The organism is Acidovorax sp. CCYZU-2555, assembly GCF_018413525.1.
Classification (GTDB): Bacteria; Pseudomonadota; Gammaproteobacteria; order Burkholderiales; family Burkholderiaceae_C; genus Comamonas.
The window spans coordinates 131,536-157,157 of record NZ_JAHCDD010000001.1; the positions used below are offsets into that span (position 1 = coordinate 131,536).

Below are 25,622 nucleotides of genomic sequence, written 5' to 3' on the forward strand. Positions count from 1 at the left end.
CAGGGAATCCGGCTTGGATTATTATCCAAGTAATTGTTTGGATATTAAGGCCGCGCCATGGATAACGCAAGACAAAACTTTGAAAATTCTGCCCATGCGTCCACGGCCGATCGCATCCTGTTCTTTCTCAAGTCCCAGGGCTCGGCGTCTACGACGCGGCTGGCGCAACTGCTCGAGACCAGCGCCGAAGCCGCGCGCCAGCAAGTGCAAAAACTCGTCGCCGCGGGCTGGATAGAAGGCCGGCAGGAAGCGGCATCCGGCGTGGGCCGGCCGCGCCAGAACTGGGTGCTGACCGACGCCGGCAACCGCCGCTTTCCCGATGCGCACGCGCAGCTCACGGCCCAGCTGCTGGGATCGGTGCGCCAGATCTTCGGCGACGAAGGGCTGGACCGGCTGATCAGCCAGCGCGAAGCCGAAGCGCGCGTGGTCTATCAGCAGACCTGCACCGGCAAGACCGTGCCCCAGCGGCTCGAGCAGCTCGCAGCCATTCGCAGCGCCGAAGGCTACATGGCGCGCGTCGAGTCCGACGGCAAGGACTGGATGCTGATCGAGGACCACTGCCCCATCTGCGTCGCGGCGCGCACCTGCCAGGGTTTTTGCCGCTCCGAATTGCAGCTGTTCCAGGACATCGTGGGCCCCGAAGCCCAGGTGTCGCGCGAGCAGCATCTGCTCGCGGGCGCGACGCGCTGCGCCTACCGCATCGTGCCCGCCAAGCACTGACCCACGTTATCCCTGCAGACCGTGCCCAAGCTTGTGCATAACTGCCGTAACAACTGCCGAAAACGGCGCCAGCGCTGGCTTTGCGGGGCCTGCCTAAAAACAAGGCAGTCGTGCCAACGTCAGCGCCTGGCCTGCCAGCGCGCGCCGACCAGCACCACCACCAGCGCCATCACGATGCACGCGCCGCCGGCCCATTGCCACAGCGTGATGCGCTCGCCCAGCATGCCCATGCCCGCCGCCAGACCGATCACCGGCACGCCCAGGCTGAATGGCGCGACGCGGCTCGCGGGATGGCGCTTGAGCAGGCCGGTCCACAGCGCATAGGCCATGATGGTCGCGCACCAGCCCAGGTAGGCGACGGCCAGCCAGCTCGACAGCGGTGCATCGAGCCATTGCCAGCGCAGCGCCGGCGCATCGAACGCCAGGCTCAGCAGCAGGAACGGCACGATGGGCACCACGGCGCTCCAGACCACGAAGCCCAGCGCGTCGTAGCTGCCCGCGACCTGCTGCGTGCGCCGCGCGACGATGTTCGATGCGGCCCACATCGCGGCCGACACCAGGTTCAGCACAAAGCCCAGCAAGGTCGTGCCCGCGGCCACGGCGCCGCCCAGGTAATTCATTGCAAAGCAGCCCAGGCCTATCGCCGCCCAGACCAGCCCCCATTTGAGCGGGCGCGACAGATGCTCGCCCAGCAGCAATACGCCCAGCAAGGCCGTGAAGAACAGCTGGGTCTGCATCAGCACCGACGCCAGCGCGGCCGTCATGCCCACTTGCAGCGCGATGAACAGCACGCCGAACTGGCCCACGCCCTGGCACAGGCCATAGGCGACGACCCAGCGCCAGGGAACGGCCGGCCGGCGCACGATGAACACCAGCGGCAGCACGGCAAACACATAGCGCCAGACGCCCAGCTGGAACGGCGTGAAATCGACCAGCGCCCACTTCATCGCGACAAAGTTCAGCCCCCAGATCACCACCACCGACAGCGCCGCGAACAGATCGCGGCCGGAAAAAGGGGCATTCACGGCACTCATGGCGTAGCCTGCGGCGCAGGCCGAGATGGGGCCGCAGCGGGCCGGGCACGCCGGCATTCCCGACCAATGGATTTGCACATTACGAATTATTGTTAGGAAACCCTGACATCTACAGGGATACTGGTGAAGAAATGGAATCACTGGCATCTTCGGATGCCATTTTCATTCCTGTGAAAAACCCCGGGCCCAGTCTTGCAGCTGCGCCCAGAAAGGTCCCGAAATGCCCCGCATCCCCTTGCAGACCGTGGAATCCGCGCCCCAGGAAAGCCAGGCGTTCGCCGCCAAGGCACTGGCCAACAACGGCTTCCTGCCCAATCTCATCGGCGTGCTGGCCAACGCACCCGTGGCGCTGGAGACCTACGTCACAGTCTCGGGCATCAATGCACGCGCGTCGCTGACGCTGGCCGAACGCGAAGTGGTGCAGCTGACCGCAGCGGCGCTGCATGGCTGCGACTTCTGCCTTTCGGGCCATACCGCGATTGTCGCCAAGAAAGCCGAGCTCGACGCGGTCACGGCGCTGAATCTGCAGCGCGGCCAGCCCACGGGCGATGCCAGGCTGGACGCGGTGCAGACATTCACCAAGGAAGTGATCGCCACGCGCGGCGCGACATCGGACGCCGCGCTGGCCGCGTTCCGCGCCGCGGGCTACAACGACCAGCAGGCGCTCGAAGTGGTGCTGGGCGTGAGCCTGGCCACGCTGTGCAACTTCGCCAACAACCTCGCCAAGCCCGAGATCAACCCCGAACTGCTGCCGTTCTCGCCCGGTGTGTTTCAGGCATGAGCCGCGCCCTGCTCACGCCCGGTCTGCAAAGCTGGCTGCAGACCCAGGCGCAAAGCCTCAATGCGAATGCCGACGCCGCGCAGGAAGTGCTGCCCCAGCTGGTGCTGGCCGGAATGCACCGCATTGCCGTGCCCCAGGCCTTTGGCGGCGATGGCGGCGAAGCGATTGACGCCATCGACGCAATCGCCCAGGTCGCCGAACATTCGGTGACCGCGGCCTTCGTGCTGTGGAGCCACCGCGCATTCATCGACTACCTGTGCCTCACGGACAACAACGCGGCGCGCGAGCTGTGGCTGCCCGATCTGCTGCAAGGCCGGCTCGCGGGCGCGACGGGTCTGTCGAACGCGATGAAGTTCCTGTCTCAGCTCGAACCCCTGCAAGTCGAGGCCAGGCCCGACGGCGACGACGGCCTGAGCGTCAGCGGCAAGCTGCCCTGGGTCACCAATCTGCGCCCGCCGTTCGTCGTCGCCGCGGCCGTGCAGACGCCGCTGCAGCCCGCGCCCATGGTGCTGGCCATCGACAGCCGGCTTGCGGGCGTGCAACGCAGCGCCGATCTCGACCTGCTGGCGCTGCGCGCGAGCAATACCGCGGCGATCGATCTCGCTGGCGTGAAGGTCGGCCAAGAGGCCGTGCTGGCGCGCGACGGCCTGTCGTTTCTCAAGCGCGCGCGGCCCATGTTCCTGAGCCTGCAATGCGGCATGTCGCTGGGCCTGGCGCGCGCCAGCCTGCAGGCCGCCGAGCAGGTGGGCGCGGCGCGCAATGTGCTGGGCGCGCGCATCGCCCAAGCCCGCACCCAGCTCGACAGCCTGCGCGAAACCATTCGCGAAGGCCTGGTCTCGGGACGTTTCGTCGCCGACGCGCCCGCGCTGTTCCGCGTGCGGCTGCAGCTTGCGGCCGTGGTGCAGGAAAGCGTGCAGCTCGAATTGCAGGGCTCTGGCGGGCGCGCCTATCTGCGCGATCACCTGCCCGACTTCGGCCGGCGCCTGCAGGAAAGCGCGTTCATTCCCGTGGTCACGCCCAGCCTCACGCAATTGCAGGGCGAACTCAACAAGCTCGCGGCCGCCGCGGCGCCGGCCCCCGAGCGCGCCTTGCCATGAGCAGCGCCGCCGCGCCAGCCGATGCGGAATTCGCGCTGCAGGGCCGGGGCCTGGCCTGCGCCTATGGCCAGGGCCCGCGCATCTTCAGCGACATCGACATCGCGATACGCCCGCAGGAAATCGTCTGCCTGCTGGGCGGCAGCGGCTGCGGCAAGTCGACGCTGCTGCGCGCGCTCGCCGGCCTGCAGGCACCCACGGCCGGCAGCGTGCGCTTTCTGGGCGCGCCGCTGACCCAGCCCCACCCGCGCGCCGCCGTCGTGTTCCAGCAGGCGAGCCTGCTGCCCTGGCTCACGGTGGCGAAGAACGTGGCGTTTGGCCTGGACTTCAAGCACCAGCCCTGCATAGAGGCCGAACGCCTGAACGCGCGCGTCGCCCAGGCGATCGCGGCCGTGGGCCTGGCCGGCAAGGAAGAGCTGCACCCCGCGCAGCTGTCGGGCGGCATGGCGCAGCGCGTGGCCCTGGCGCGCGCTCTGGCGCGCGAGCCCCAGCTGCTGCTCGCCGACGAGCCGTTCTCGGCGCTGGACGCGATCACGCGCAGCGAAATGCAGGAGCTGCTGGTCGACCTGGTGCACCAGTGGCACACGGCCGCGCTGGTCGTCACGCACGACATCGACGAAGCCATCCTGGTCGCCGACCGCATCCTGCTGATGGGCCGGCTGCCGGGCGACCAGGGCGGCTGCATCGTGCGCGAATGGCGCGTCGATGTGCCGCACCCGCGCCATGCGCACCCCGCGGAAATAACCGCGCTGCGCCTCGAGATCCTCGCCGAACTGCATGCGCGCCGACACGGCGTGCTGCCGGCCTGAAAACCGCCCTTCCCTTCCACTTTCCTTCAGCCAGGCAAGCACCATGGACCAGCACAATCAAGCGCCCAACTACCAGCACATCTGCGCCTCATCGACCTGCGATTGCGGCATCAGCCGCCGCGACTGGCTGCGCGTGGCGGCGCTCAGCGGCGCCGCGGCCGCGCCTTTCCTGCGCGCCGGCGACGCCATGGCCCAGGCCAACAAGGGCGACGACGTGCCGGTGCGCATAGGCTATCTGCCGATCACCGATGCCACGCCGCTGCTGGTGGCGCATAGCCGCAAGCTGTTCGAAGCCGAAGGCCTGCGCACCGAGAAGCCGCGGCTGTTTCGCACCTGGGCGCAGATCATCGAAGCCTTTGTCGCCGGCCAGGTCAACGTCGTTCACCTGCTGTCGCCCACCACCATGTTCGTGCGATACGGCTCGCAGTTCGGCGCCAAGGTCGTGGCCTGGAACCACATGAACGGCTCGGCGATCGCCGTCGCGCGCCACATCAATTCGGTGAAGGATCTGGGCGGAACGCAGGTCGCGATTCCGTTCTGGTATTCGATACACAACGTGGTGCTGCAGCAGCTGCTGCGCGCCAACGGCCTCAAGGCCGTGAGCCGCGCGCGCACCGCGGGCCTGGCGGCCGATGAAGTGAATCTGATCGTCATGGCGCCCGCCGAGATGGTGTCGGCGCTGGCCGCCAAGGCCGTCTCGGGCTACATCGTCGCCGAGCCGTTTGTCGCCGCGGCCGAAGTCTCGGGCGTGGGCAAGGTGCTGCGCTTCGTCGGCGATGTCTGGCAGAACCATGCGTGCTGCCTGCTGACGCTGGCCGAGCGCGACATCGTCGAGCGCCCCGAATGGGCGCAGAAAGTCACGACCGCCATCGTCAAGGCCCAGCTGTGGACGCGCGACAACCAGCTCGAGACCGCCAAGCTGCTGGCGAGCAGCGGCGAAGGCAAGTACACGCCGCACGGCCTGCCCGTGCTGACCAAGGTGCTGGCCGCGACCGAGATGGCGCAGTACACGCGTGACGGCATCATCAAGCACCCGCAGTGGAACCAGCGCCGCATCGACTTCCAGCCCTATCCCTATCCGTCGTACACCGAGGAACTCGTCAAGGCGCTGCAGGTGACGCATGTCGAAGGCAATGCGGCCTTCCTGGAAAAGCTCGATCCCAAGTTCGTCGCCAGGGACCTGGTCGACGACCGCTTCGTCAAGGCCGCGCTCAAGGAAGTGGGCGGCCTCAAGGCCTTCGGCCATGTCGAAAGCTTCACGCGCAAGGAAGTCATCCAGGCATGAGCAAGGGCATCAAGCGGGCCGTGGACCGCGTGGTCTGGCCCATCGTCGGCCTGGCGCTGGCCGTGGGATTGTGGTCGCTGGGCGCGCGCCAGCTGTCCGATGTGGACGCCATACGCAACGCTTTCGCGCCCACGGCCGGCTTCGCCGCGCTGGGCCGGCTGCTGGCCGCGGGAGATCTGTGGGAACACATTCTGCTGAGCCTGCAGCGCATCGGTCTGTCGCTGCTGCTGGCCCTGGTGATCGCCGTGCCGCTGGGCATCTGGGTCGGACTGTCGCCGCTGTTCGCCAAGCTCACGGGAACGCTGTTCCAGTTCCTGCGCATGGTTTCGCCGCTGTCTTGGATGCCGCTGGCCGTCATGGCGCTGGGCGTGGGCGAGGCGCCGGTGGTGTTCCTGCTGACGTTCGCCGCCGTCTGGCCCATCATGCTCAACACCGCGGCCGGCGTCGCGGCGCTCGACAAGAGCTGGCTGCAGCTCGCGCACAGCCTGTCGGCGACGCGCGCCGAAATCGTGCTGCACATCGTTCTGCCGGGAATCCTCACGCATGTGCTCACGGGCTTCCGGCTTTCGCTGGGCATTGCCTGGATCGTGCTGGTGCCGGCCGAAATGCTGGGCGTGTCGGCCGGCATGGGCTATTTCATTCTCGATACGCGCGACCGGCTGGCGTATGACGAGCTGATGGCGGGGATTGTGGTGGTCGGTTGCCTGGGCTTCATGCTGGATGTGGCGGCGCGGGCGGTGACGGCACGGTGGGTGGGCAGGAACCGCGGGTGACGGGATCGGCACGCGCGGATTGAAAACCGGCCGATCGACCGGCCCGTGCAGCAGGGCTTGCTCATGAGGGCAGGCCGTTCATGGTTCGACGGGCTCACCACGAACGGGAAAACCACAAGTGCTCTTCAGGCGGGTTAGTTCACTCCGTTCGCCCTGAGCTTGTCGAAGGGCGTTTCAAGGCGTGTTCTCCCCCCCGGCGCTAAGCGTGCTCCAGCGCCGCCCTGCCCGCCAACACCAGCGCGCTGTCTTCCTGCGGCGTATGGATGCGCCCGCACAGCACATCGCGCAGATGGCGCTCCAGCGGGTTGCGGCGGGAGAGGCCGTGGTTGCTGGTCAGCGCCAGCGCCTCCTGCACGATTTCCACGGCCTGGCGCATCACCAGCGTCTTGATCAGGCCGCTGTCGGCCAGCGGCACCTGGGCGCCGCCGTCCAGGTCGCGCGCCAGGCTTGCGATCAGGCGCCGGTTCGACAGCAGCAGCGCCTCGATGCGGCCCACGGCTTCCTGCACGCGCGGCAGTGTAGCCAGCGGCGCGCCCAGGCTCGCGGGCGCGCGCTCGCGCAGAAAGGTCAGCAGCCAGTCGCGCGCGGCCAGCGCCACGCCCGTGTACAGCGCGCCCAGCAGCACCGTCATTTCGGCCTGCATGTTGGTGTCGCGCGACTGCGCGCCCACGGGAGCGACGCCGATCGCATGGTCCAGCGGCGTGACAACGTCGTCAAAGACCACGTCATGGCTGCCGCTGGCGCGCAGGCCCAGATGGTCCCAGGTCTCCTCGATGCGCACGCCCGGGCTGCCCGCGCGCACCAGGAAAGTTCCGACCTGCGGCTCGGCGTCGTCGGTACGTGCCCAGACCGCATACCAGCGCAGCGCGGGCGCGCCCGTCGAATAGATCTTGCGGCCGCTGAGGCGCCAGCCTTCGGGCGTGCGCCGGGCCACCGTGGCCGGCAGGCCGCCGCGCGCGGGCGTGCCCAGCTCGGGCTCCACGCGCAAGGAGTTGGCCAGCGCCACGCTTTGCGTGGCTTCCTGCACCAGCTGCCGCGCCAGCGACTCGGGCCAGGCCGAACCGGGCCGCGCCATGTGGCGCTGCTGCAGGTATTGCATGCTCAGCACCAGCGCCGTCGCCGGGCAGCCGTAGCCGATGGCGCCTATGACTTCACCGAGTTCGGTCACCGACGCCTGCTGCCCGCCGAACGCACGTGGCGCGGCCAGGGCCAGAAAGCCGGCCTGCAGCAGGTCGGCGAAATTGGCATGCGGAAAGCTGCCGTCGCGGTCATGCACGACCGCGCGCCGGCCGAAATCCGCGGCCAGCGTGCGCGCCGTATCCACCCAGGTCATCTCCAGTTTCATGGTCAGGCCGCCTTGCGTTCCTGCGTGCGCAGGGCTTCGCGCTGCGCGACTTTCTCGCGGATCAGCGGAATCAGTTCGCGGCCGTATTCGATGGCGTCGACCAGCGGATCGAAGCCCCGCAGCAGCAGCGTGCCTATGCCCAGGTCGTAGTACTTGACCAGCGCTTCGGCCACCTGATCGGGCGTGCCGACCAGCGATGTCGAGTTGCTGCGGCCGCCGGTTTCACGCGCCACCGCGGTCCACAGGCGTTCGTCGACGCGGTCGCCCTTGGCGGCATCGGCGAGCAGGCGGCGCGCGCCTTCGCTTTGCTGCGGGCCGGCGCCACGCGCATGGGCGATGGGCACCTGCTTGCTGCGCGTCACGGCGAGAATTTCCTCGGCCTTTGCCCAGGCCAGCTCTTCGGTGGCGGCGATGATGGGGCGAAACGATATGCTGAATTCGACTTCACGGCCATGGGCCGCGGCTTCGGCGCGCACGCGGCGCACCAGATCTGCCGACTGCGCCAGCGACTCGCCCCACAGCGCGTAGACATCGGCATGTTTGCCCGCGACTTTCAGCGCGGGCTCAGACGCGCCGCCGAAGAAGATAGGCACATAGGGCTGCTGCAGCGGCTTGACTTCGGAGAACGCGCCCTTGACTTTGTAATAGGTGCCTTCATGGTCGAAAGGCTGGGTCTCGGTCCAGACGCGGCGCAGCACCGTGAGGTATTCGTCGGTGCGCGCATAGCGTTCGTCGTGGCTCAGAAAGTCGCCGTCGCGCTGCTGATCGACATCCGAGCCGCCGCTGATGTAATGCACGGCGACGCGCCCGCCCGTGTAGTGGTCCAGCGTCGCGAACTGGCGCGCGGCGAGCGTCGGCGAAACAAAACCGGGGCGATGCGCGAGCAGGAACTTGATGCCCTGCGTATGCGCCGCCGCATAGGCCACCGTGAGCAGTGGGTCGGGGCTGGTCGCGCTCGCGGGCACCAGAATGCGGTCGAAGCCCGCGTGCTCATGGGCCTGGGCGAACGCGCGCACATAGGCGGGATCAACGGCCGGGCCCTTGCGGGAAATGGTCTCGGACGATTCCTGGGGGGCAATCATGCCAATGATCTGCACGGACATCGCTCTTCTCCTTGAATGGCTGCAAAACTCCATGATCGGACGGCCGGCCCCCACGCGCCAACGAAGAAAAACGCGTTTGCTTGTGCGATTTTTGTGGGTCCCGGCCGGCTTCAATGCGGGTAGCCGGCGCGCACCAGCTGCATGCGGTCGGCGTCCATGCGCCGCAGCAGGCCGTCTACGCCCTGGGCCGGCGGCGCATCGGCAGCGGCAGCGGCAGCGGCAGCGGCAGCGACAGCGGCCGCGGCCGCGGGCGCCGACTCGCTGCGGCAGATCAGATCGTCTTCGGACCAGGCCGCCTGCCCCGGCACCGAACGCGCGCGCAGCCAGCCGTCGCGGTCGACAAACAGCTTGTGGCCAGGCACTTCCTGCGGCGTGACGCCCAGCAGCAGCGCGATCGCGGGCAGCAGCGCGCGGTCCTGGGCCTGGCATTCGGGCGTGGAGCCCGAGGGCGCGGTGCCCAGCACCACCGTGACCCAGCGTGGGTCTTCCGGCGGCAAGGCCGCCTCGCCCGCGGTGGGCAGCACCAGCTGCAGGCGCTGGCCGCGCAGGCTGTCGCTGCCGCGCAGTCCGCCATAGCGGCAGTCCAGGCGGCTCGCGGGCAGGCGCACCGGGCGCTCCCACGCGCCCATGTCGCGCAGCATCTGGCCCGAAGCCCGGGCCTGCAGATAGTCGAGTGCCGACCAGATGTCCTGGTCTGAAAGCGCAGGTGCGGCGGGCATGGTTTCGCGGCCCGAGCGCGCGTCGCGCATGCCGTGGCGCACGCGCCAGAACAATTCGCCTTCGAGGCGTTTCCACAGCAGGCCGCCCGCGAGATTCGGCGGCCACTGCGCGAGCTGGCTCGCCAGCGGCCCTTCGCCGCGCGCGTCCGCCCCATGGCATTGCGCGCAATGCTGGGTGAACACCGCCTGGCCCTGGGCAATGCTTTGCGTCGAAAAGGGTTGGGGCGCGCGGTGCAGGCTGGTGGGCACGGCCGGCGCCCACAGCAAGGCGCTGCTCGGCCAGGGCGCGAACACCAGTAGGGCGGCGGCGCCGGCCGCCAGGCCCGCACGCCAGAACATGCGCCGGCGCGCCTGCGCGGCATTGCGCGGGCGCCGCAAAAAGCCGGCCGCCAGCGCGATCAACAACAAGATGACCGCGCCCGCGAAGCAGGCCAGCGTGATCACGACGCGGCGCGCATGGCCGGGCTCGAGCAGCAGCCGCTCGGCGGCCAGGCGCTGGGCGAACGGCCACGCGGGCTGGTCCGCGACGGTGCCCGCAAAACCCAGCGCATGCCATGCATCGCGCAGCGCGATCTGCACGGCGTACAGGGCTTCGAGTACGCCGTTGACGAAATCAGTCGACAGAACCATGCATTACCAGCTGTCTCCAAGCCCGAGCAGGGCCAGCGCCTGGCGGCGCAGTTCGACCAGCTTGGGGTCGCTGCGGTGGCGCGGGTAAGGCAGGTCGTTGACCAGCACTTCGCTGATGCGCGCGGGTCGGTCGGAGAACACCACGACGCGCTGGGCCATGAACAGCGCTTCTTCGACATCGTGCGTCACCAGCAGCGCCGAGAAGCCCTTGCGCTGCCACAGGGACACCAACTCGGTCTGCATAGCCAGCCGCGTCAGCGAGTCGAGCTTGCCCAGCGGTTCGTCGAGCACCAGCAGGCGCGGGTCGTTGACCAGCGCGCGCGCCAGCGCCACGCGCTGCGCCATGCCGCCCGAGAGCTCATGCGGCAGCGCGCGCGCAAAGGCGTCGAGGCCCACCAGCGCCAGCGCTTCATCGACGCGGTGGCGTTGCGACTTGAGCAGGCCGCGCGCCTGCAGGCCCAGCGCGACGTTGTCCCAGACCGTGCGCCAGGGAAACAGCGTGGGGTCCTGGAACACCACGATGCGCGAAGGATCGGGCTCGGTGATCGGCTTGCCATCCTGCAGCAGCCGGCCCGCGCTCGCGGGCTCCAGCCCGGCAACCAGGCGCAGCAAGGTGCTCTTGCCGCAGCCGCTGGGGCCCAGCAGCGCGACGAACTCGCCCGGCGCGATGTCCAGATCGAGGTCTTCGATGACCTGCAGCGGACCGCCGGCGCCGTCCTTGGCATTGCGCTGCGCGAACCAGTGGCTCACGCCCTGCACTTCGATGCGCGCGCCGGCGCCCGCATTGGCGGCGGCGGGGAATACATGCGCAGCCGTTTCGGGCGCGCGGGTTGCAGTGGCGGTTGCGGTGGCGGTATTTACCATTTGAGAGTGCCTTTCTGCCAGGAGAGCACGCGGTCACGGAACGCGAACAACAGCGTGATGACGCCGGAAAACAGGATGGCCATCAGGATCAGCGCGGCGTACATGTTGGGATAGGCAGCCCAGCCCTGGGCCCAGGTCAGATACCAGCCCAGGCCCGATTTCACGCCCAGCATCTCGGCCACCACCAGCGTGGAAAACGCCGCGCCCAGGCCCATGAAAAGACCGACGAACACCTGCGGCAGCGCCGCGGGAATCGCCACGCGCAGCACCAGGAACCACTGCGACGCGCCCAGCGTGCGCGCCACGTCATAGAAGTTCTTGTGCACGTTGGCCACGCCCGACCAGGTCAGGATGGCGACGGGAAAGGCCATGCCCAGCGCGATCAGGAACACCGCCGTCGACCAGCTCGAAGGAAAGAAATAGAAGCTCACCGGCAGCAGCGCCGTCGTGGGCACGGGGCCCAGCACGCGCAGCACGGGATGAATCCAGTAGCTCGCAGTGCGCGACCAGCCGATCAGCACGCCCATGACAAAGCCCACCAGCGCGCCTATGGCGATGCCTATGGACAGCAGGCGCAGCGAGTTGAGCGCGCTTTCGGCCAGGCGTTCGGCATCGGTCGCATAGACTTCGACCAGGGCCTGGGGCGGCGCGAAGAACGGCGTGGGCAGGCGGCCCAGCTTGGCCGTGAGCACTTCCCAGGCGATCAGTCCCAGCGACAGCGCAACCAGCCAAGGGCCCGCAGGCCGCAGCTTGCGGCGCAGCAGCGCCAGCGGCTGCACGCTTTCGGGCGTGAGCACCAGCGCCAGCAGCAGCGCCGAAACCACGGCCGCGCCCGCGGCGAACTCGGTGGTGTAGGCCCATTCGGTAAAGCCCGCGGGCAGGTTGGGCCAGAAATGCGTGAGCGCCGCGAGCACGCCCCAGGCCACGGCGGCCAGCGCGCCCTGCCACCACAGCGGCGTGGAGGGCGTGGCGGCGGCAGCCGTTGTCGGTGTCACGCGCACCGGATCGGACAGGTCCGCGCCCGTGCGGCTTTCTCCCGGCAGGCCGCGCCCGGGCCGGCCCTCTCTACCAGGCAAGATATGTTCGGCAAGGGTACTCATCGCATTTCTCCAGGAGATCAATCAGCCTAGGGTTTCAGGACAGCACGTCCGCGTAGACATGGGCGGCAAAGCGCGCCGGGTCGGTCGTGGGCTTGAGCACCTTGACGAGCTTGAAGTCGCGCGCATAGAACTCGATCTCGTCGCGCAGCGGCGTGCCCACGGGGTGGCTGCGGTGCGTGAGCTTGCCCAGCACGGCGCGCAGATCGCTCTCGGGCACCTTGGAATAAGGGCTGAAGATGCGCGCGGTTTCGGCCGGGTTGTCCGAGATGAAGTCCGAGGCCTCGACGATGGCGCGCGTGAGCGCGGCCGCGGTCGGGCGGTCGTTGCGCACCAGCGCGCCGCTGACGCCCAGCACACAGCAGGTCTTGGCCGCGTATTCGCCCGTGAGGTTGGTCGCCAGATCGACCAGGCCCTGGGTGCGCCGCTGCACCAGCAGCAGATTCGGGTCGCCATCGGCGATCGCATGGGCCTCGCCCTTTTCGACGGCCAGGCCCAGCATGTCGCCGGGAAACTGGCGCCAGTTCACATCGCGTTCGGGATCGATGCCGGCCTTGGTCAGCAGCACCGAAAAGAAGTTCTTGCCCGGCGAGTTGAGATCGGACACCGCAATCGTCTTGCCCTTGAGGTGCTTGAGTTCCTTGACGCCCGCGGGCGCATAGCCGACGAGCCGCGAGCAGCCGCCGTGCGAGCTGCCCACAAGCTTCACGTCGAAGCCCGATTCGAGCGGCTTGATCCAGCGGTGGATCATGCCCAGGCCCGCGTCGGCCTTCGACGTGGCGATGATTTCCAGCAGCTGATCGGTCGCACCCGCGAAATTGACCAGCTCCACCTTGAGGCCGTGCTTCTCGAAAATGCCACGCTCTATCGCCACCGGCGCGGCCGAAAGGCAGATCGCATTGGCGTTCCAGGCGAGCTTGATGGGGCGCAGCGGCCCTGCGGCCGTGGCGCGTTGCGCGGCCAGGCCCGCCGAGCCGACCAGGCCGGCAGCGCCCGCGGCGCGCAGCACATCACGGCGCGACCACGCCTTCTTCTCCAACCCGTCCCGGTTCTGTACGCTGTCCATGCCGTTGATTCCTTTCGTGGCGATCTGGGCCGGTCTGCACGCTGACGCGTGATGACCAGATGAGCCGCTATTGAAGTCAATAGCGCGCGCCGCGGGAACGAACAAAAACGGAAATCCATATGCGGAAATTACCGTTTACGCCAACGCGCGCGCAGGCTGTAATCCATTCATGCCAAATGAAATCCCCACGCCCGCGCCGCGCCTGCAGCAATTCGTTGCGCAGCTGTCGGACACCATTGCGCGCAGCACCGACGAAGCCGCGCTGCTCGCCGGCGCGACGCCGCTGCTGCAGTCGCTGGTCGCGCACGACGACTGGCTGCCCGAGGCCTTCGCCCAGCCCCACCCCGCGCACTACCAGCAGTTCCTGCTGCATGCCGACCCCGAAGGCCGCTTTTCCGTGGTCAGCTTCGTCTGGGGCCCGGGCCAGGGCACGCCCATTCACGACCACACGGTCTGGGGCCTGATCGGCATGCTGCGCGGCGCCGAGGAAGGCCAGCATTTCGCGCGCGACGCCGCGGGCCGCTGGCAGCCCGAAGGGCCGGCGCAGCGCCTGGAGCCCGGCGAAGTGGACGCCGTCTCGCCGTCCATAGGCGATGTGCACCGCGTGCGCAATGTGTTCGCCGACCAGGTCTCGATCAGCATCCACGTCTACGGCGCCGACATCGGCAAGGTGCAGCGCCATGTGTTCACCGAAGACGGCGGCGTCAAGCCTTTCGTCTCGGGCTACGCCAACGTCACCCACTGAATTTCCACCCTCTCCCTTCCAAGCCCGACATGAGCCATCCCGTTCCCCAACTGACTCCCCAAGACATACGCCAGGCCCTGCTGGCCGGCGAAGAAATCGCGCTGCTCGATCTGCGCGAAGAAGCGCCGTTCGCCGAAGGCCACCCGCTGTGGGCCGCCAATCTGCCCGCGGGCAAGATCGAGATCGACGCCTGGCAGCGCCTGCCGCGGCGCGATACGCGCATCGCGGTCTACGACAACGGCGAAGGCCTGACCGAAGGCGCGGCACGCACGCTGCAGGCGCTGGGCTATACCCAGGTGCATGTGCTCGCCGGCGGTCTCGCGGGCTGGAAAGATGCAGGCTACGAGCTGTTCATCGACGTCAACGTGCCCAGCAAATCGTTTGGCGAATGGCTCGAAGCCGAGCGCCACACGCCTTCGCTCGCGGCCGAGGAAGTGCAGGCCCTGCTCGACAGCAAGGCCGACGTGGTGGTGCTCGACGCGCGCCGCTTCGACGAATACCAGACCATGAGCATTCCCGGCGGCGTGAGCGTTCCCGGCGCCGAACTGGTGCTGCGCGCGGCCACGCTCGCGCCCGACGCCGCCACCCATATCGTCGTCAACTGCGCGGGCCGCACGCGCAGCCTGATAGGCACGCAATCGCTGATCAACGCCGGCCTGCCCAACCGCATCACCGCGCTGCGCAACGGCACGATTGGCTGGCTGCTCGCCGGCCAGCAACTGGACCATGGCGCCGATCGCCAGGCACCTGCCGTCGCCGAAGCCGAACGCAGCCAGGCCGCCGAACGCGCGCGCGCCGTCGCCGACCGCGCGGGCGTGCGCCGCGCCACGCGCGCGCAACTCGATGGCTTTACCCAAGAGAGCACGCGCACCACCTACCGCTTCGACGTGCGCAGCGCCGACGAATACGCGGCCGGCCATCTCGCGGGCTTTCGCCACTACCCCGGCGGCCAGCTGGTACAGGAAACCGACCACGCGGCGCCGGTGCGCGGCGCGCGCATCGTGCTGGTCGACGACGACGGCGTGCGCGCCAACATGAGCGCCTCCTGGCTCGCGCAAATGGGCTGGGAAACCTGGGTGCTCGACGGCGTCAGCGCGGCCGACTGGAATGAAGTCGGCCAGCCAGTGATCAGCTACCCGCCGCATGCGAGTGCCGTGCAAGATGTCTCCGTGCACACGCTGGCGCAATGGCTGGCCGACGACGGCGCGGGCCCGCGCACCGCCGTGCTCGACTTCACCAGCAGCGCCAACTACGTGCAGCGCCACATTCCCGGCGCCTGGTTCACGCTGCGCCCGCAGCTCACGCAGGCGCTGGCGACCATTCCCAAGGCCGAACGCTATGTCGTGACCTGCGGCTCCAGCCTGCTGGCGCGCTATGCCGTGCACGCGCTGAGCCAGGCCACGGATGCGCCGGTGTACGCATTGACGGGCGGCACCCAGGCCTGGATCGCCGCCGACCTGCCGCTGGAGAAGGGCGAGACCCGCCTGGCCTCGCCGCGCACCGACCGCTACCGCCGCCCCTACGAAGGCACGCAGGCGCCGCGCAGCGCGATGCAGGCGTATCTCGACTGGGAATTCGGCCTGGTCCAGCAACTGAAGAACGACGGCACGCACGGGTTCCAAACCATCTGATCGCCGCGCAATGAAAAACGCAGTGCCTTTCGGGGCACTGCGTTTTTTATGGGAAAAGGCGTTTGACAAACGCAGAGCGACTGACTGTTCCGTTCGTCCTGAGCGGGGTAAGCGAGCCTAGGTCTCGCAAGGCGTTAAAAAGAAACAGCGGGCGTCAAAAATCCGTTCGTCCTGAGCCTGTCGAAGGATGAACGGCCTGACCTCAAGTCATGAAGACGGGCCGTTCATGGTTCGACAGGCTCACCACGAACGGGTCACAGTTTTGCCGCCGTTTGCCAAAATCGACCACCTTCTAAGTCATTGATTTCAAAGTTTGGCAATCGACACTTCGGTGGACTTCACCAGCGCCACGACTTCCGAGCCGATTTCCAGACCCAGATCGTTGACCGAACGCGTGGTGATCACCGACGTCACGACACCCCAGGGCGTCTCGACATCGACTTCGGAGACCACGTCGCCGCGAATGATCTCGCGCACTTTGCCCTTGAACTGATTGCGAACGTTGATAGCTTGAATGGTCATGGGAGGCTCCTGAAAAATCCGTTGAGAAAAAGAGGGAAGGCGCGGCGCTCAGACGCTGCAGCGCACCTGGGAAAAATGCACGGGCGCGAACGATGCGTCCGCATGCGGCTTGGGCAGCAGCACCTCGGAAACCAGCACATGCACGGCCTCGTCGACACGCACCGCGAGGTCGGTGCTCAGCGTGCTCGCGCCTTCGGGCAGCACGAACACCTGGGCGTCGGTCGCATAGATGCCGGGAAGAATCTGCTTGGCGGCCAGCGCCTGCAGCACGGGGCGCAGCGCGTAGTCGAGCGCCAGCATGTGGTGCGGGCTGCCGCCCGTGGCCAGCGGCAGCACGGTCTTGCCCTTGAGTCCGGTCTGGGGCAGCAGATCGAGGAACACCTTGAGCACGCCGCTGTAGGCCGCCTTGTAGACCGGCGTGGCGATCACCACCACCTTGGCGTCGGCCACCTGCTGCACGGCGCGCACGATGGACGGATGGGCGAAATCGGCATGGATCAGCGCCTGGGCATCGAGGTCGCGGATCTGCAGCTGCGTCACCTCGATCTGGTGTTTCGCGAGCCGCTTGCCCACGGACTCGAGCAGGGCCGCGGAGCGGGAAGTGTGCGACGGGCTGCCGGCAATCAACAAAACGGACATGGGGTTCCTTGATTCAAACGTCAAACGGGATCATTCAGGCCAAGATGGGCGCGCAGCGTATTGCCGCTGTACTCGCGGCGAAAGCGTCCGCGCTCCTGGAGCAGCGGCACCACGCCGCGCGTGAACTCTTCGAAGCCCCCGGGGAAGTAGGCGGGCATGATGTTGAAGCCGTCGGCCGCGCCGGAATCGACCCAGTGCAGCATGTGATCGGCAATCTCCTGGGCCGTGCCCGCGACCACCTGGTGGCCGCGGCTGCTCGCGATGTGGTGATAGAGCTGGCGCAGCGTGAGCTTCTGTTCGCGCGCCAACTTGAGCAGCAGCTTGCGCCGGCTGAAGCTGGCATCGTCCTGCGGCAGATCGGGCACGGGCGCGTCGAGGTCCTGGCCCGTGAGATCGAGATCGAGCTCGGCCGACAGCATGTAGTGCGCCTTGCTCTGGTCGGTGAATTCCTGCAGCTGGGCGAGCTTTTCGCGCGCTTCGGCGGCGGTGCGGCCGATGATGGGCATCAGCCCCGGCATCACCTTGACCCTGGCCGGATCGCGCCCCGCGGCAGCGACCTGCAGCTTGAGCGCCTGGTAGAACTCCTGGGCCGCCTGCAGATCCTGCTGGGCCGTGAAAATCACTTCGGCATAGCGCGCGCCCAGCTGCTGGCCCGCGCCCGAAGACCCGGCCTGAATCAGCACCGGCTCGCCCTGCGGGCTGCGCGTCACATTGAGCGGCCCTTTCACCTGGAAGTACTTGCCCACATGCTCCAGCGCGTGCAGCTTGGCGGTGTCGATGTAGACGCCGCGCTCCTTATCACGCACATAGGGATCGGCCTCCCACGAGCGCCACAGGCCCTGCACCACCTGAACGAACTCCTGCGCGATCGCATAGCGTTCCTGCGACTCGGGGTGCAGCGAACGGCTGAAATTGCCCGATCCGTCCTGCACCGTGGTGACGATGTTCCAGGCCGCGCGGCCCTGGCTCAGCAAGTCCACCGAAGCCAGCGAACGCGCGAGCGTGAACGGGTCGCTGTACGTCGTCGACGCCGTGGCCGCGAGGCCTATCTTGCGCGTCTGCACCGCCAGCATCGCGAGCACCACCATGGGGTCGGGGCGCGTGATCATCGACGGGTGCGAGTCCTTGGTCGTGACCAGGCGGTCGCCAAAGAACACCATGTCGAACTTGGCATCCTCGGCTTCCTTGGCGATGCGGGAGATCAACCCGAAGTTCTCGGTGCCCGACTCCGCGCCGGGATAACGCCAGCCGCCTGCGTGGTGGCCCGCGGCCAGCAAAAACAATCCCAGATGCATGAACTTCAACTTTCCTGGATTTCCATCAGAGGCGAACACCGCCCTGTCGGACGCTTATTTCGCGAGCGCCACCGGCTGCTGCGCCGGCGTCACAAAGATGTCCTTGGCCAGGCCATGCATCTTGTGCACGATGGCCGTGGTCGCCGCCGCGTCCGCGGGCGCGGCGGCGACCTGCACCTGGACCAGCGCCTGGCGCACTTCGGGCGTGGCCAGGGCTTCGAGCACCCAGCCCGTGAGCTTCTTCTGCACGGCGTCGGGAATGCCGGCCGGGGCGGTCCAGAAGAACGAGCCGCCGAACGCGTCGTCCCATTTCGCAAAGCCCTGCTGGCTCACCGACTGCACGCCCTTGAGACCTTCGGGCGCGGTCTTGGTGCCGAAATAGGCCAGGGCCTTGAGCTTCTCGGCGCGCACGAAGGTGGTGCTCAGTGGATCGATCACCAGATCCACATGGCCGCCGATCGCGTCGTTGATCGCCGCGGCGCTGCCCTTGTATGGCACATGCGTCATCTGGATGCCGGTGATCTGCTGGAAGTAGACGCCCGCCATGTGGCCCGGCGTGCCCACGCCCGAAGTGCCCAGCGTGATCGGGTGCTTCTTGGCATAGGCCACGAGTTCCTGCAGGTTCTTGGCCGGGAAATCGGCGCGCACCGCGAACGTGGTGATGCCGCTGCCGATATAGGCGATCGACTGGAACGACTTGAACGAATCGAACTGCACGGGCATCAGCTGCGGAGCGATGGCAAGGTTGCCTATCGAGGCATTGAGCAGCGTGTAGCCGTCGGGCTTGGCACGTGCCACGAACTGCGCACCGATGGTGCCGCCCGCGCCCGGCTTGTATTCGATGATCACCGGCTGGCCGGCCTTGCTCGATACCTGCTCGGCGATCAGCCGAGCGACGTTGTCGTTGGTGCCGCCCGGTGGGTAGGGAACGACCAGCGTGATGGGTTTCGTGGGCCAGTTGCCTTCAGCAGCCCATGCCGCGCCCATGCCCGCCGTGGCCGCCAGGACCAGGCCTGCCGAGAAGCCCACGGAGAGTGCGACCTTGAGGCGGCGATTGACGATTGCTGATCCAGACATGACCCATTCCTTGATGATTGCTTGGAATGAAGTCTAGGAATTCGGCCCGGATACAGCCACGAATGTTTGGGACTATGCAAACACGTTTTTCAACTAAGCGGCGCGCAATGCACGCCCCGGCCCGCGATCAGGAGCGGCGCGCGATGCGCACGATGGCGTCGTAGATTTCATCGAGCGCCTCGGCCGCATCGATTTCGCCCGCGGCCGCGGCAAACGACACCGCCTCGGCCGCGCCCAGCATGGCGCGCATGCCGGCCTGGCCCAGCGGCTGTTTGGCATGCGGCTGCAGCGCATCGCGGCACTTCGCCAGGAACAGCGCTTCGTGCGCCTTCTTCAGCGCGTCGAGTTCGGGCGAGCCCGCGAGCGCGGCGGTCACGCCGGGCAGCTCGCGGCCCATCGCCATGACGCAGTCGAGATAGGCGCCGGCGATCACTTTCGCCACGGCGCTGAGCGACTTTCCCGAGGCCTGCAGGGCCTGGTCCAGCAGCGCGTGCTGCCGGTTGTCGTACTCCGCATACAGCAGACCCAGCAGGCCGGTGCGCGAGCCGAAGTGGTCATAGACGACGGGCTTGGTCACGCCCGCGCGCTCGGCGAGATGGCCCAGGGTGAGCGCATCCGTGCCTTCGCCGCACACGATGTCCCAGGCGACATCGATCAGCTGGCGCTGGCGCTCCTCCTTGGGCAGGCGTTTCTTCGTCTCAGCGGGCGGGGCCGCTTTCGTCGGATTGCTTGACATCTTTAACCTACCAAAGGTAACCTACTAAAAGTAATTTATGAATTCCAGCTACCAATGGTAGTTCAATCGCCAGTCCCAAGGAGCCGCCATGCATGCCCTCATCGTCGTCAGCCATCCCGATTCCCAGTCCCTCACACACGCCGTTGCCAACGCTTTTGCGCAGGGAGTTGCGGCAGCCGGCGAGCACACCACCGAGATCGCCGACATCGCGGCCGAAGGCTTCGACCCGGCGTTCAACCAGAATGACCGCAGCGCCTATTTTCTGCAGTCGCCCTTGCCTGGTGACATCGTGCGCGAGCAGGCGCGCATAGACCGAGCCGACGCGCTGGTGCTCGTCTATCCCATCTACTGGTGGTCGTTTCCCGGCCAGCTCAAAGGCTGGATAGACCGCGTGTTCACCAACGGCTGGGCCTACGAGGAAACGCCCGACGGCAAGCTGGTCAAGCGCCTGGGCCATCTTGCGGTACACCTCATAGGCATAGGCGGCGCCGACACCGGCACCTATGCGCGCCACGGCTACACGCAGGCGATGCGCACGCAGATCGATCACGGCATCTTCGACTTCTGCGGCGCGCAACTGGTGTCGTCGGAATTCCTGCTCGACGTGAACGGGCAGGCGGCGGCGTCGCATGTCGTCGCGGCGCAGGCGCTTGGCGCTGCAGCCTTCGCCAGCCAGGTGCCGGCACTGGCTGCCGAAGAAGCGGGCTGCCGGTAAGCTGCGCCGCGTCAGACCACGGCGGCCTCTCCAACGGCGGCATTCTTGAGCCAGCTTTCAAAATCCTGCGGGTTGAGCGGCCGCGAGAACAGATAGCCCTGGGCCACGGGGTAGCCCTGCTCGCGCAGCAACAGGTTCTGCTCGGCGGTTTCCACGCCTTCGGCGACCACGGTCAAGTGCAGGCTCTTGCCTATGCCCAGGATGGCGGCGCTGAGCGCGCGCGCAGCTTCGTCGTTGCCCAGATCGGCGACAAAACTGCGGTCGAGCTTCAACTCGTTGACCGGAAGCCGGCGCAGATAGCTGAGGCTGGAGTAGCCGGTGCCGAAATCGTCCATCGCCAGGCGAATACCGTTGGCATGCACTTCGGCAATGGTCTTCATGGTGCTGGGATTGGTGTCCAGCAGAATGCTCTCGGTCAGCTCCAGCGTCAGATCCTGCGACGTCAGCGAATTGATCTGCAGCGTGTCGGCGATCATGCGCGGCAAGTCGAGGTTGTGGAAACTGGTGGGCGACAGATTGACCGACACCGCCGGCACCGCAAGCCCTTGCGCACGCCAGGCCGAAAGCTGGCGGCAGGCTTCGCGCAGCGCCCAATGGCCCAGGTCGGCGATCAGGCCGCACTCTTCGGCCAGAGGAATGAAGCGCACCGGCGAAATCTCGCCCAGTTCGGCATGGGTCCAGCGCGCCAGCGCCTCGACGCCGTAGAGCTTGCCGGTCTCCATGTCGACCTGGGGCTGGTAATGCAAATGCAGCTGCTTGGTCTGGATCGCCTGGCGCAGCGCGGTTTCCAGCGCCAGCCGCTCCTGCGCCAGCTGGTTCATCTCGCTGCTGAAAAAGCTGAAGCAGCCGCGGCCGCTGCTCTTGGCCTGGTACATCGCCATGTCGGCACGGTGCAGCAGCGTCTCCATGTCGCGGCCGTCGTCGGGGAACATCGCAATGCCCACGCTCGCCGATGCGGCCAGCGCCACGCCGGCCACGGTGACCGGAGCGCCCAGCAGTTCCAGCAGGCGCTCCACCATGTCGGTGGTCTGGACCACATCGCTTTGCGGCAGCACCACCACGAACTCGTCCCCCGACAGGCGCCCGGCGATATCCGAAGCGCGCAGATCCTGGCGCAGCTTGCCCGCGATCTGGCGCAGCAACTCGTCGCCCGCGGGATGGCCCAGGGAGTCATTGACCTGCTTGAATCGATCCAGGTCGATGAACAGCACGGCCAGCTTTTCCTTGCTGCGCGTCGCCGTGGCGATCGCCTGATCGGCCTTGGCCTGCAGCAGACTGCGGTTGGGCAGGCCGGTCAGCCCATCATAGAAAGCCAGCTGGCGAATGCGCTGGCGCGTGTGCTCGCGCTCCAACGCCAGCGCGCACAGATGCACGCAGGCATCGACCATCAGTTGATGAAACAGCTCCGCGGCCTGCACGCGCGGACTGTTGAAATAGAACGCGAACGTGCCCACGACCCGCCCCTGGCTGTTGCGTATGGGCGTGGACCAGCAGGCGACGAAGCCCAGCGGCAGGATGCGGTGCTTGTGCTCGGCCCACAGCGGATCGGTGGCGATATCGTCGACACGCACGGTCTCGTTGCGCCACGCGGCCGTGCCGCACGAGCCCGATGCCGGCCCTATCGGCACACCGTCGAGCTGGCGCGAATAATCTGCGGGCAGGCTGGGCCCGACCAGGGGCTGCAGCGTGCCCTGCTCGCTGACGCCCAGGATGGACGAGGTGATCTCCGGAGAGATGCGTTCGACTTCGTGGCAGATCAGTTCCAGCACTTCCGACAGCGGGCTTTCGCGCACCATGGCTTCGAGCACCCGATGCTGCAGCACCTCGTGCATCTTGGCGCGCGTGATGTCGGTGAGCGTGGTGACGGTGTAGTTCCAGTCATCGCCGTTCTCGGCCCCCACCGGGTTGCTGATGACCTTGACCCAATAGCGCCGACCTTCCTTGCTGACGACGATTTCCTCGCGTTCCACGGACTCGCCAGTGCGCAGCGCATCGCGGTACTTATCGACGAAATCCTCATTGATCTGCGGGGCCAGCAAGGCAATCGGCGCGCGCCCGCGCACTTCGTCGAGCTGCCAGTCGAACATGCGGGTGAAGCCGTTGTTGACGTAGACGATCTTCGAGTCGCTGTCGCTGATCACGACCGCGGTACCGCTGGCATCGGCGACCAGCGACAGCCGCTGCAGATGTTCCTTTTGCGCCTGCTCGCGCTGCAGACGCGCCGTGATGTCGGTCGCAATCTTGAGAATCTGCCGCACCTTGCCCTGGGCATCGAGCACCGGCGTGTAGGTGGCTTCGAGCCAGCAGCTGCTGCCGTCGCTGCGCAGGCGCTCGGCCAGGCCGGTGCGGGCCTTGCCGTCGCGCAGCTGGGGCCAGAACTTGCGGTACTCGGCGCTGGCCGCAAACGCTGCGGTACAGAAAGCGCTGTGATGCCGCCCTACCGCCTCTTCGCGCGTGAATCCCAGAAGCGCCAGGAAATTGTCGTTCGCGCGGCTCAGCGATCCGTCGAGTTCAAATTCCGCAATCGCCATCACACGATCCAGGGCACTCAGCTGCGCCAGTTGCTGTGCAACCGGGCTTTCTTCTTCAGGGCATTCCAACATCTGCACTTCCTAAGATCGGGGGAAAACTTCCGCCCTTTGCACATCCATCCGCTACAACACGGCTTGCGCCATATTGTTTCATGATGTGTCGAATCCTGGTTTTGCCTAATGCCCTTGCAGCGGCTTCAATGCGCGCGTTCACCCCGCTCCCGGCCCACGAAACGCAGGCCCACGCCGGGCTCGGTGATGATGTACTGGGGCGCGGCGGCATCGTCGCCAAGCTTGTGGCGCAGCTTGCCGACCAGGATGCGCAGATAGTGCGCGTCTTCCTCGTGCGTAGGCCCCCACATCTCGCGCAGCAGCTGCGGCTGGGTCAGCAGGCGCCCGGGCTGCTGGGCCAGCAGCGACAGCAGCGCGAACTCCTTGCGCGTGAGCGCCACCAACTGCCCCTGCAGATGCACTTCGCGCAGCGCGAGATCGATGCGCAGCTGGCCGTCGTCATAGACCGGCTGGGCCTCGCCCTGGCGGCTGGCATTGCGCAGCAGCGCGCGGATGCGCGCCATCAGCTCCTCGATACCGAACGGCTTGGTTACGTAGTCGTTGGCGCCCGCATCGAGCAGCGCGACTTTCTGGTCTTCGCCGGAGCGCACGGTCAGCACGATCACCGGCACGCGCGACCATTGGCGCAGTTCGCGCAGCACGTCCTGGCCATCGCGATCGGGCAGGCCCAGATCGAGAATCACCAGATCGGCGCCCTGCGTCGCCAGGATCGACAGCCCCTGCTCGCCGGTGTCGGCGAGCTGCGTCTTGTAGCCCTGCGAGCGCAGGCTGATGTCGATGAACTTGCGGATCTGCGGTTCGTCGTCTATGACCAGCACGCGCGCCGCGGGTGTGGTCGGGGAAGCGTCGTGGCTGACGGTCATGGGGTGTTCTCCAGCAGAGGCTGTTCGCCCCAGGGCAGTGTCAGTCGAATGGTGGTGCCGCGCCCGTCGGAGCCGGGCAAGGCCTCGACCTGGCCCATGTGTGCGCCGATGATGCCTTGCACGATGGTCAGGCCCAGGCCCGTACCCTGGCGCCCGCGGTCGCCGCGCTCTACGCTGTAGAACATGTCGAAGATGCGGCTGCGCTCGTCTTCGGGAATGCCCGGGCCGCTGTCGCAGACATCGATCTGCATCTGGTCGGCCTCGGTGCGCCGCACGACGACGCGCAGCGCCTCGCCCGGCGGCGAAAACTTGGCCGCATTCTCCATCACATTGAACAGCGCCTGCTCGATCAGCGCGGGATGCACATGGGCCAGCGGCAGGCCCGCGGGAATGTCGATCTCGACACGCGTATGCGCGACATATCGCTGCAGCCGCCGCGAGGCCGAACCCACGAGTTCGTCTATGCCGATCCAGTCGCGCGTGAGCGTCAGGCCCTGGTGGCCCAGGCGCGTCATGTCGAGCAGGTTCTGGATATAGCGGTCCAGCCGCTCGCCTTCAAGGCGTATGGTCTCGAGCAGGGTCTTGCGGTCGTCTTCGCTCATGTCCTTGCCATAGCTCGCCAGGCTGTCGGCCGCGCCGATCATCGACGACAGCGGCGAGCGCAGATCGTGCGACACCGACGACAGCAGCGCCGAGCGCAGGCGCTCGGTTTCGCCCGTGACGCGCGCCACTTCGAGATCGGACACCAGGCGCGCGCGCAGCGCGGCCTGGGCGATGTCCTCGACCATGCTTTCGGCCAGGCGCCGCTGCTCGAACGTGAGGCGCGTCATGGCCGCGGGAAACCGCAGGCCCACGATGCCCAGGCTTTCCTGGTCGGAGCGCACCGGCAGAAACCACCAGGCCGAGTGCGACAGCGTATCGGTGAAGCGCCCGCTGGCCTGGGCGTGGCGCTGGGCCCAGTCGGCGGCCGCGAGGTCCTTCTCGCCAAGCAGCGCCGCACCCGCGGGCGGCCCTGACTCCCCATTGATGCGTATCCAGGCCTGGGCATGCAGCGTCGACTGCAGCACCGCGGAACCCGAGGCGATCACCTGCCCAAGGTCGGCGGCCTTCGACAGCTGCTGGCCCAGCGCCTGCATCGCCGCCGCATGCGCATTCGCCGCGCGCAAGGCCACCACCTGCATGCGCAGCTGTGAAGCCAGACGCCCCGCAATCAGCGCCGCGGCCAGAAACATGGCCACCGTGGCAATTCCGCCGTGTGAGCCTATCGCCAGCGTCAGCAGCGGGTCGATGAAGAAAAAATCATAGACAAAGAAGCACAGCACGGCCGTCGTGAACGCGGTGATCATGCGCGTGCGCGCAGCCACCAGCAGCACGGCGATCAGAAACACCATCGACAGGTCTTCGAGGCCCAGAAAGCGCCGCGCCAGCGCCGCCGCCGCCACCGCCCCGGCCGTCACCAGCAGCACCAGCACCGGC

At 67.3% G+C, this 25,622-nt stretch carries 24 protein-coding genes; 9 read left to right on the forward strand and 15 right to left on the reverse strand.

What is annotated here, in order from left to right; translation table 11 throughout:
- Window positions 1-57 precede the first annotated feature (57 nt).
- Window positions 58-720, forward strand: a complete 663-nt coding sequence (locus tag KHY18_RS00590) for a helix-turn-helix transcriptional regulator (RefSeq protein ID WP_213293261.1) — start codon at window positions 58-60, stop codon at window positions 718-720.
- Window positions 721-839: 119 nt separating this feature from the next.
- On the opposite strand, the gene KHY18_RS00595 is transcribed toward KHY18_RS00590, so the two are convergent.
- Window positions 840-1,754, reverse strand: a complete 915-nt coding sequence (locus KHY18_RS00595; RefSeq protein ID WP_213293262.1) for an EamA family transporter — start codon at window positions 1,752-1,754, stop codon at window positions 840-842.
- Window positions 1,755-1,974: 220 nt separating this feature from the next.
- Between KHY18_RS00595 and KHY18_RS00600 the strand changes: the two genes are divergently transcribed.
- The 5 genes from KHY18_RS00600 to KHY18_RS00620 are packed head-to-tail and all read left to right on the forward strand — an operon-like array spanning window position 1,975 to window position 6,496.
- Window positions 1,975-2,535, forward strand: coding sequence for a carboxymuconolactone decarboxylase family protein (locus KHY18_RS00600; RefSeq protein WP_213293263.1), 561 nt, complete (start codon window positions 1,975-1,977; stop codon window positions 2,533-2,535).
- A complete protein-coding gene (locus tag KHY18_RS00605; protein ID WP_213293264.1) occupies window positions 2,532-3,632 on the forward strand; it encodes an acyl-CoA dehydrogenase family protein in 1,101 nt (366 codons plus the stop codon). The genes KHY18_RS00600 and KHY18_RS00605 overlap by 4 nt, the downstream gene beginning before the upstream one ends.
- Complete coding sequence (locus KHY18_RS00610; RefSeq protein ID WP_213293265.1) at window positions 3,629-4,438, forward strand: ABC transporter ATP-binding protein; 810 nt, start codon at window positions 3,629-3,631, stop codon at window positions 4,436-4,438. The genes KHY18_RS00605 and KHY18_RS00610 overlap by 4 nt, the downstream gene beginning before the upstream one ends.
- 43 nt (window positions 4,439-4,481) lie before the next feature.
- Window positions 4,482-5,723, forward strand: a complete 1,242-nt coding sequence (locus KHY18_RS00615; protein ID WP_213293266.1) for an ABC transporter substrate-binding protein — start codon at window positions 4,482-4,484, stop codon at window positions 5,721-5,723.
- Window positions 5,720-6,496, forward strand: a complete 777-nt coding sequence (locus tag KHY18_RS00620; RefSeq protein ID WP_213293267.1) for an ABC transporter permease — start codon at window positions 5,720-5,722, stop codon at window positions 6,494-6,496. The genes KHY18_RS00615 and KHY18_RS00620 overlap by 4 nt, the downstream gene beginning before the upstream one ends.
- Before the next feature lie 199 nt (window positions 6,497-6,695).
- Here the strand turns inward: KHY18_RS00620 and KHY18_RS00625 are convergent, their stop codons facing one another.
- The 6 genes from KHY18_RS00625 to KHY18_RS00650 all read right to left on the reverse strand — a co-directional run bounded on the left by KHY18_RS00625 (window position 6,696) and on the right by KHY18_RS00650 (window position 13,320).
- Window positions 6,696-7,841, reverse strand: coding sequence for an acyl-CoA dehydrogenase family protein (locus tag KHY18_RS00625; RefSeq protein ID WP_213293268.1), 1,146 nt, complete (start codon window positions 7,839-7,841; stop codon window positions 6,696-6,698).
- Between the two features lie 2 nt (window positions 7,842-7,843).
- Window positions 7,844-8,944 carry an LLM class flavin-dependent oxidoreductase gene (locus KHY18_RS00630; protein WP_213293269.1) on the reverse strand — a complete coding sequence of 367 codons (1,101 nt, stop codon included), beginning with the start codon at window positions 8,942-8,944 and terminating at the stop codon, window positions 7,844-7,846.
- Window positions 8,945-9,054: 110 nt separating this feature from the next.
- On the reverse strand, window positions 9,055-10,293 hold the full coding sequence (locus KHY18_RS00635; protein ID WP_213293270.1) for a c-type cytochrome: 1,239 nt from the start codon (window positions 10,291-10,293) through the stop codon (window positions 9,055-9,057).
- 3 nt (window positions 10,294-10,296) lie between these two features.
- Window positions 10,297-11,157: an ABC transporter ATP-binding protein gene (locus tag KHY18_RS00640; protein WP_213293271.1), complete on the reverse strand. Its 861-nt coding sequence runs from the start codon at window positions 11,155-11,157 to the stop codon at window positions 10,297-10,299.
- On the reverse strand, window positions 11,151-12,257 hold the full coding sequence (locus KHY18_RS00645; RefSeq protein ID WP_213293272.1) for an ABC transporter permease: 1,107 nt from the start codon (window positions 12,255-12,257) through the stop codon (window positions 11,151-11,153). Before KHY18_RS00645 ends, KHY18_RS00640 begins: the two co-directional genes overlap by 7 nt.
- Window positions 12,258-12,291: 34 nt before the next feature.
- Window positions 12,292-13,320 (reverse strand): ABC transporter substrate-binding protein, encoded by a 1,029-nt coding sequence (locus KHY18_RS00650; RefSeq protein WP_213293273.1) that lies wholly within the window; start codon window positions 13,318-13,320, stop codon window positions 12,292-12,294.
- A gap of 169 nt (window positions 13,321-13,489) precedes the next feature.
- On the opposite strand from KHY18_RS00650, the gene KHY18_RS00655 reads away from it, so the two are divergent.
- Together KHY18_RS00655 and KHY18_RS00660 are read left to right on the forward strand one after the other, a co-directional pair.
- Window positions 13,490-14,065: a cysteine dioxygenase family protein gene (locus tag KHY18_RS00655; protein WP_213293274.1), complete on the forward strand. Its 576-nt coding sequence runs from the start codon at window positions 13,490-13,492 to the stop codon at window positions 14,063-14,065.
- Window positions 14,066-14,094: 29 nt separating this feature from the next.
- Window positions 14,095-15,696, forward strand: coding sequence for a rhodanese homology domain-containing protein (locus KHY18_RS00660; protein ID WP_213293275.1), 1,602 nt, complete (start codon window positions 14,095-14,097; stop codon window positions 15,694-15,696).
- Window positions 15,697-16,002: 306 nt separating this feature from the next.
- Here the strand turns inward: KHY18_RS00660 and KHY18_RS00665 are convergent, their stop codons facing one another.
- The 5 genes from KHY18_RS00665 to KHY18_RS00685 form a co-directional block, all read right to left on the reverse strand.
- Window positions 16,003-16,218 carry a TOBE domain-containing protein gene (locus KHY18_RS00665; RefSeq protein ID WP_159913649.1) on the reverse strand — a complete coding sequence of 72 codons (216 nt, stop codon included), beginning with the start codon at window positions 16,216-16,218 and terminating at the stop codon, window positions 16,003-16,005.
- A gap of 48 nt (window positions 16,219-16,266) precedes the next feature.
- Window positions 16,267-16,857, reverse strand: a complete 591-nt coding sequence (gene ssuE / locus KHY18_RS00670) for an NADPH-dependent FMN reductase (protein ID WP_213293276.1) — start codon at window positions 16,855-16,857, stop codon at window positions 16,267-16,269.
- A gap of 20 nt (window positions 16,858-16,877) precedes the next feature.
- Complete coding sequence (locus KHY18_RS00675) at window positions 16,878-18,152, reverse strand: LLM class flavin-dependent oxidoreductase (RefSeq protein WP_213293277.1); 1,275 nt, start codon at window positions 18,150-18,152, stop codon at window positions 16,878-16,880.
- Between the two features lie 54 nt (window positions 18,153-18,206).
- Window positions 18,207-19,229 (reverse strand): Bug family tripartite tricarboxylate transporter substrate binding protein, encoded by a 1,023-nt coding sequence (locus KHY18_RS00680; protein ID WP_213293278.1) that lies wholly within the window; start codon window positions 19,227-19,229, stop codon window positions 18,207-18,209.
- A 127-nt stretch (window positions 19,230-19,356) separates the two neighbouring features.
- A complete protein-coding gene (locus tag KHY18_RS00685; protein ID WP_213293279.1) occupies window positions 19,357-19,965 on the reverse strand; it encodes a TetR/AcrR family transcriptional regulator in 609 nt (202 codons plus the stop codon).
- Between the two features lie 88 nt (window positions 19,966-20,053).
- On the opposite strand from KHY18_RS00685, the gene KHY18_RS00690 reads away from it, so the two are divergent.
- Window positions 20,054-20,680: an NAD(P)H-dependent oxidoreductase gene (locus KHY18_RS00690; protein ID WP_213293280.1), complete on the forward strand. Its 627-nt coding sequence runs from the start codon at window positions 20,054-20,056 to the stop codon at window positions 20,678-20,680.
- Window positions 20,681-20,691: 11 nt separating this feature from the next.
- Here KHY18_RS00690 and KHY18_RS00695 read toward each other — a convergent pair whose 3' ends face one another.
- The 3 genes from KHY18_RS00695 to KHY18_RS00705 all read right to left on the reverse strand — a co-directional run.
- Complete coding sequence (locus tag KHY18_RS00695) at window positions 20,692-23,283, reverse strand: sensor domain-containing protein (RefSeq protein ID WP_213293281.1); 2,592 nt, start codon at window positions 23,281-23,283, stop codon at window positions 20,692-20,694.
- Between the two features lie 125 nt (window positions 23,284-23,408).
- Window positions 23,409-24,146, reverse strand: coding sequence for a response regulator (locus KHY18_RS00700; protein ID WP_213293282.1), 738 nt, complete (start codon window positions 24,144-24,146; stop codon window positions 23,409-23,411).
- On the reverse strand, window positions 24,143-25,622 hold a 1,480-nt coding region (locus KHY18_RS00705), incomplete at its 5' end, for an ATP-binding protein (protein ID WP_213293283.1). The genes KHY18_RS00705 and KHY18_RS00700, both read right to left, overlap by 4 nt.

Coding starts and splice junctions, on each gene's coding strand:
- KHY18_RS00590 (WP_213293261.1), top strand. CDS start 58: ATGGATAACGCAAGACAAAACTTTGAAAATTCTGCCCATGCGTCCACG.
- KHY18_RS00595 (WP_213293262.1), bottom strand. CDS start 1,754: ATGAGTGCCGTGAATGCCCCTTTTTCCGGCCGCGATCTGTTCGCGGCG.
- KHY18_RS00600 (WP_213293263.1), top strand. CDS start 1,975: ATGCCCCGCATCCCCTTGCAGACCGTGGAATCCGCGCCCCAGGAAAGC.
- KHY18_RS00605 (WP_213293264.1), top strand. CDS start 2,532: ATGAGCCGCGCCCTGCTCACGCCCGGTCTGCAAAGCTGGCTGCAGACC.
- KHY18_RS00610 (WP_213293265.1), top strand. CDS start 3,629: ATGAGCAGCGCCGCCGCGCCAGCCGATGCGGAATTCGCGCTGCAGGGC.
- KHY18_RS00615 (WP_213293266.1), top strand. CDS start 4,482: ATGGACCAGCACAATCAAGCGCCCAACTACCAGCACATCTGCGCCTCA.
- KHY18_RS00620 (WP_213293267.1), top strand. CDS start 5,720: ATGAGCAAGGGCATCAAGCGGGCCGTGGACCGCGTGGTCTGGCCCATC.
- KHY18_RS00625 (WP_213293268.1), bottom strand. CDS start 7,841: ATGAAACTGGAGATGACCTGGGTGGATACGGCGCGCACGCTGGCCGCG.
- KHY18_RS00630 (WP_213293269.1), bottom strand. CDS start 8,944: ATGTCCGTGCAGATCATTGGCATGATTGCCCCCCAGGAATCGTCCGAG.
- KHY18_RS00635 (WP_213293270.1), bottom strand. CDS start 10,293: ATGGTTCTGTCGACTGATTTCGTCAACGGCGTACTCGAAGCCCTGTAC.
- KHY18_RS00640 (WP_213293271.1), bottom strand. CDS start 11,157: ATGGTAAATACCGCCACCGCAACCGCCACTGCAACCCGCGCGCCCGAA.
- KHY18_RS00645 (WP_213293272.1), bottom strand. CDS start 12,257: ATGAGTACCCTTGCCGAACATATCTTGCCTGGTAGAGAGGGCCGGCCC.
- KHY18_RS00650 (WP_213293273.1), bottom strand. CDS start 13,320: ATGGACAGCGTACAGAACCGGGACGGGTTGGAGAAGAAGGCGTGGTCG.
- KHY18_RS00655 (WP_213293274.1), top strand. CDS start 13,490: ATGCCAAATGAAATCCCCACGCCCGCGCCGCGCCTGCAGCAATTCGTT.
- KHY18_RS00660 (WP_213293275.1), top strand. CDS start 14,095: ATGAGCCATCCCGTTCCCCAACTGACTCCCCAAGACATACGCCAGGCC.
- KHY18_RS00665 (WP_159913649.1), bottom strand. CDS start 16,218: ATGACCATTCAAGCTATCAACGTTCGCAATCAGTTCAAGGGCAAAGTG.
- ssuE (WP_213293276.1), bottom strand. CDS start 16,857: ATGTCCGTTTTGTTGATTGCCGGCAGCCCGTCGCACACTTCCCGCTCC.
- KHY18_RS00675 (WP_213293277.1), bottom strand. CDS start 18,152: ATGCATCTGGGATTGTTTTTGCTGGCCGCGGGCCACCACGCAGGCGGC.
- KHY18_RS00680 (WP_213293278.1), bottom strand. CDS start 19,229: ATGTCTGGATCAGCAATCGTCAATCGCCGCCTCAAGGTCGCACTCTCC.
- KHY18_RS00685 (WP_213293279.1), bottom strand. CDS start 19,965: ATGTCAAGCAATCCGACGAAAGCGGCCCCGCCCGCTGAGACGAAGAAA.
- KHY18_RS00690 (WP_213293280.1), top strand. CDS start 20,054: ATGCATGCCCTCATCGTCGTCAGCCATCCCGATTCCCAGTCCCTCACA.
- KHY18_RS00695 (WP_213293281.1), bottom strand. CDS start 23,283: ATGTTGGAATGCCCTGAAGAAGAAAGCCCGGTTGCACAGCAACTGGCG.
- KHY18_RS00700 (WP_213293282.1), bottom strand. CDS start 24,146: ATGACCGTCAGCCACGACGCTTCCCCGACCACACCCGCGGCGCGCGTG.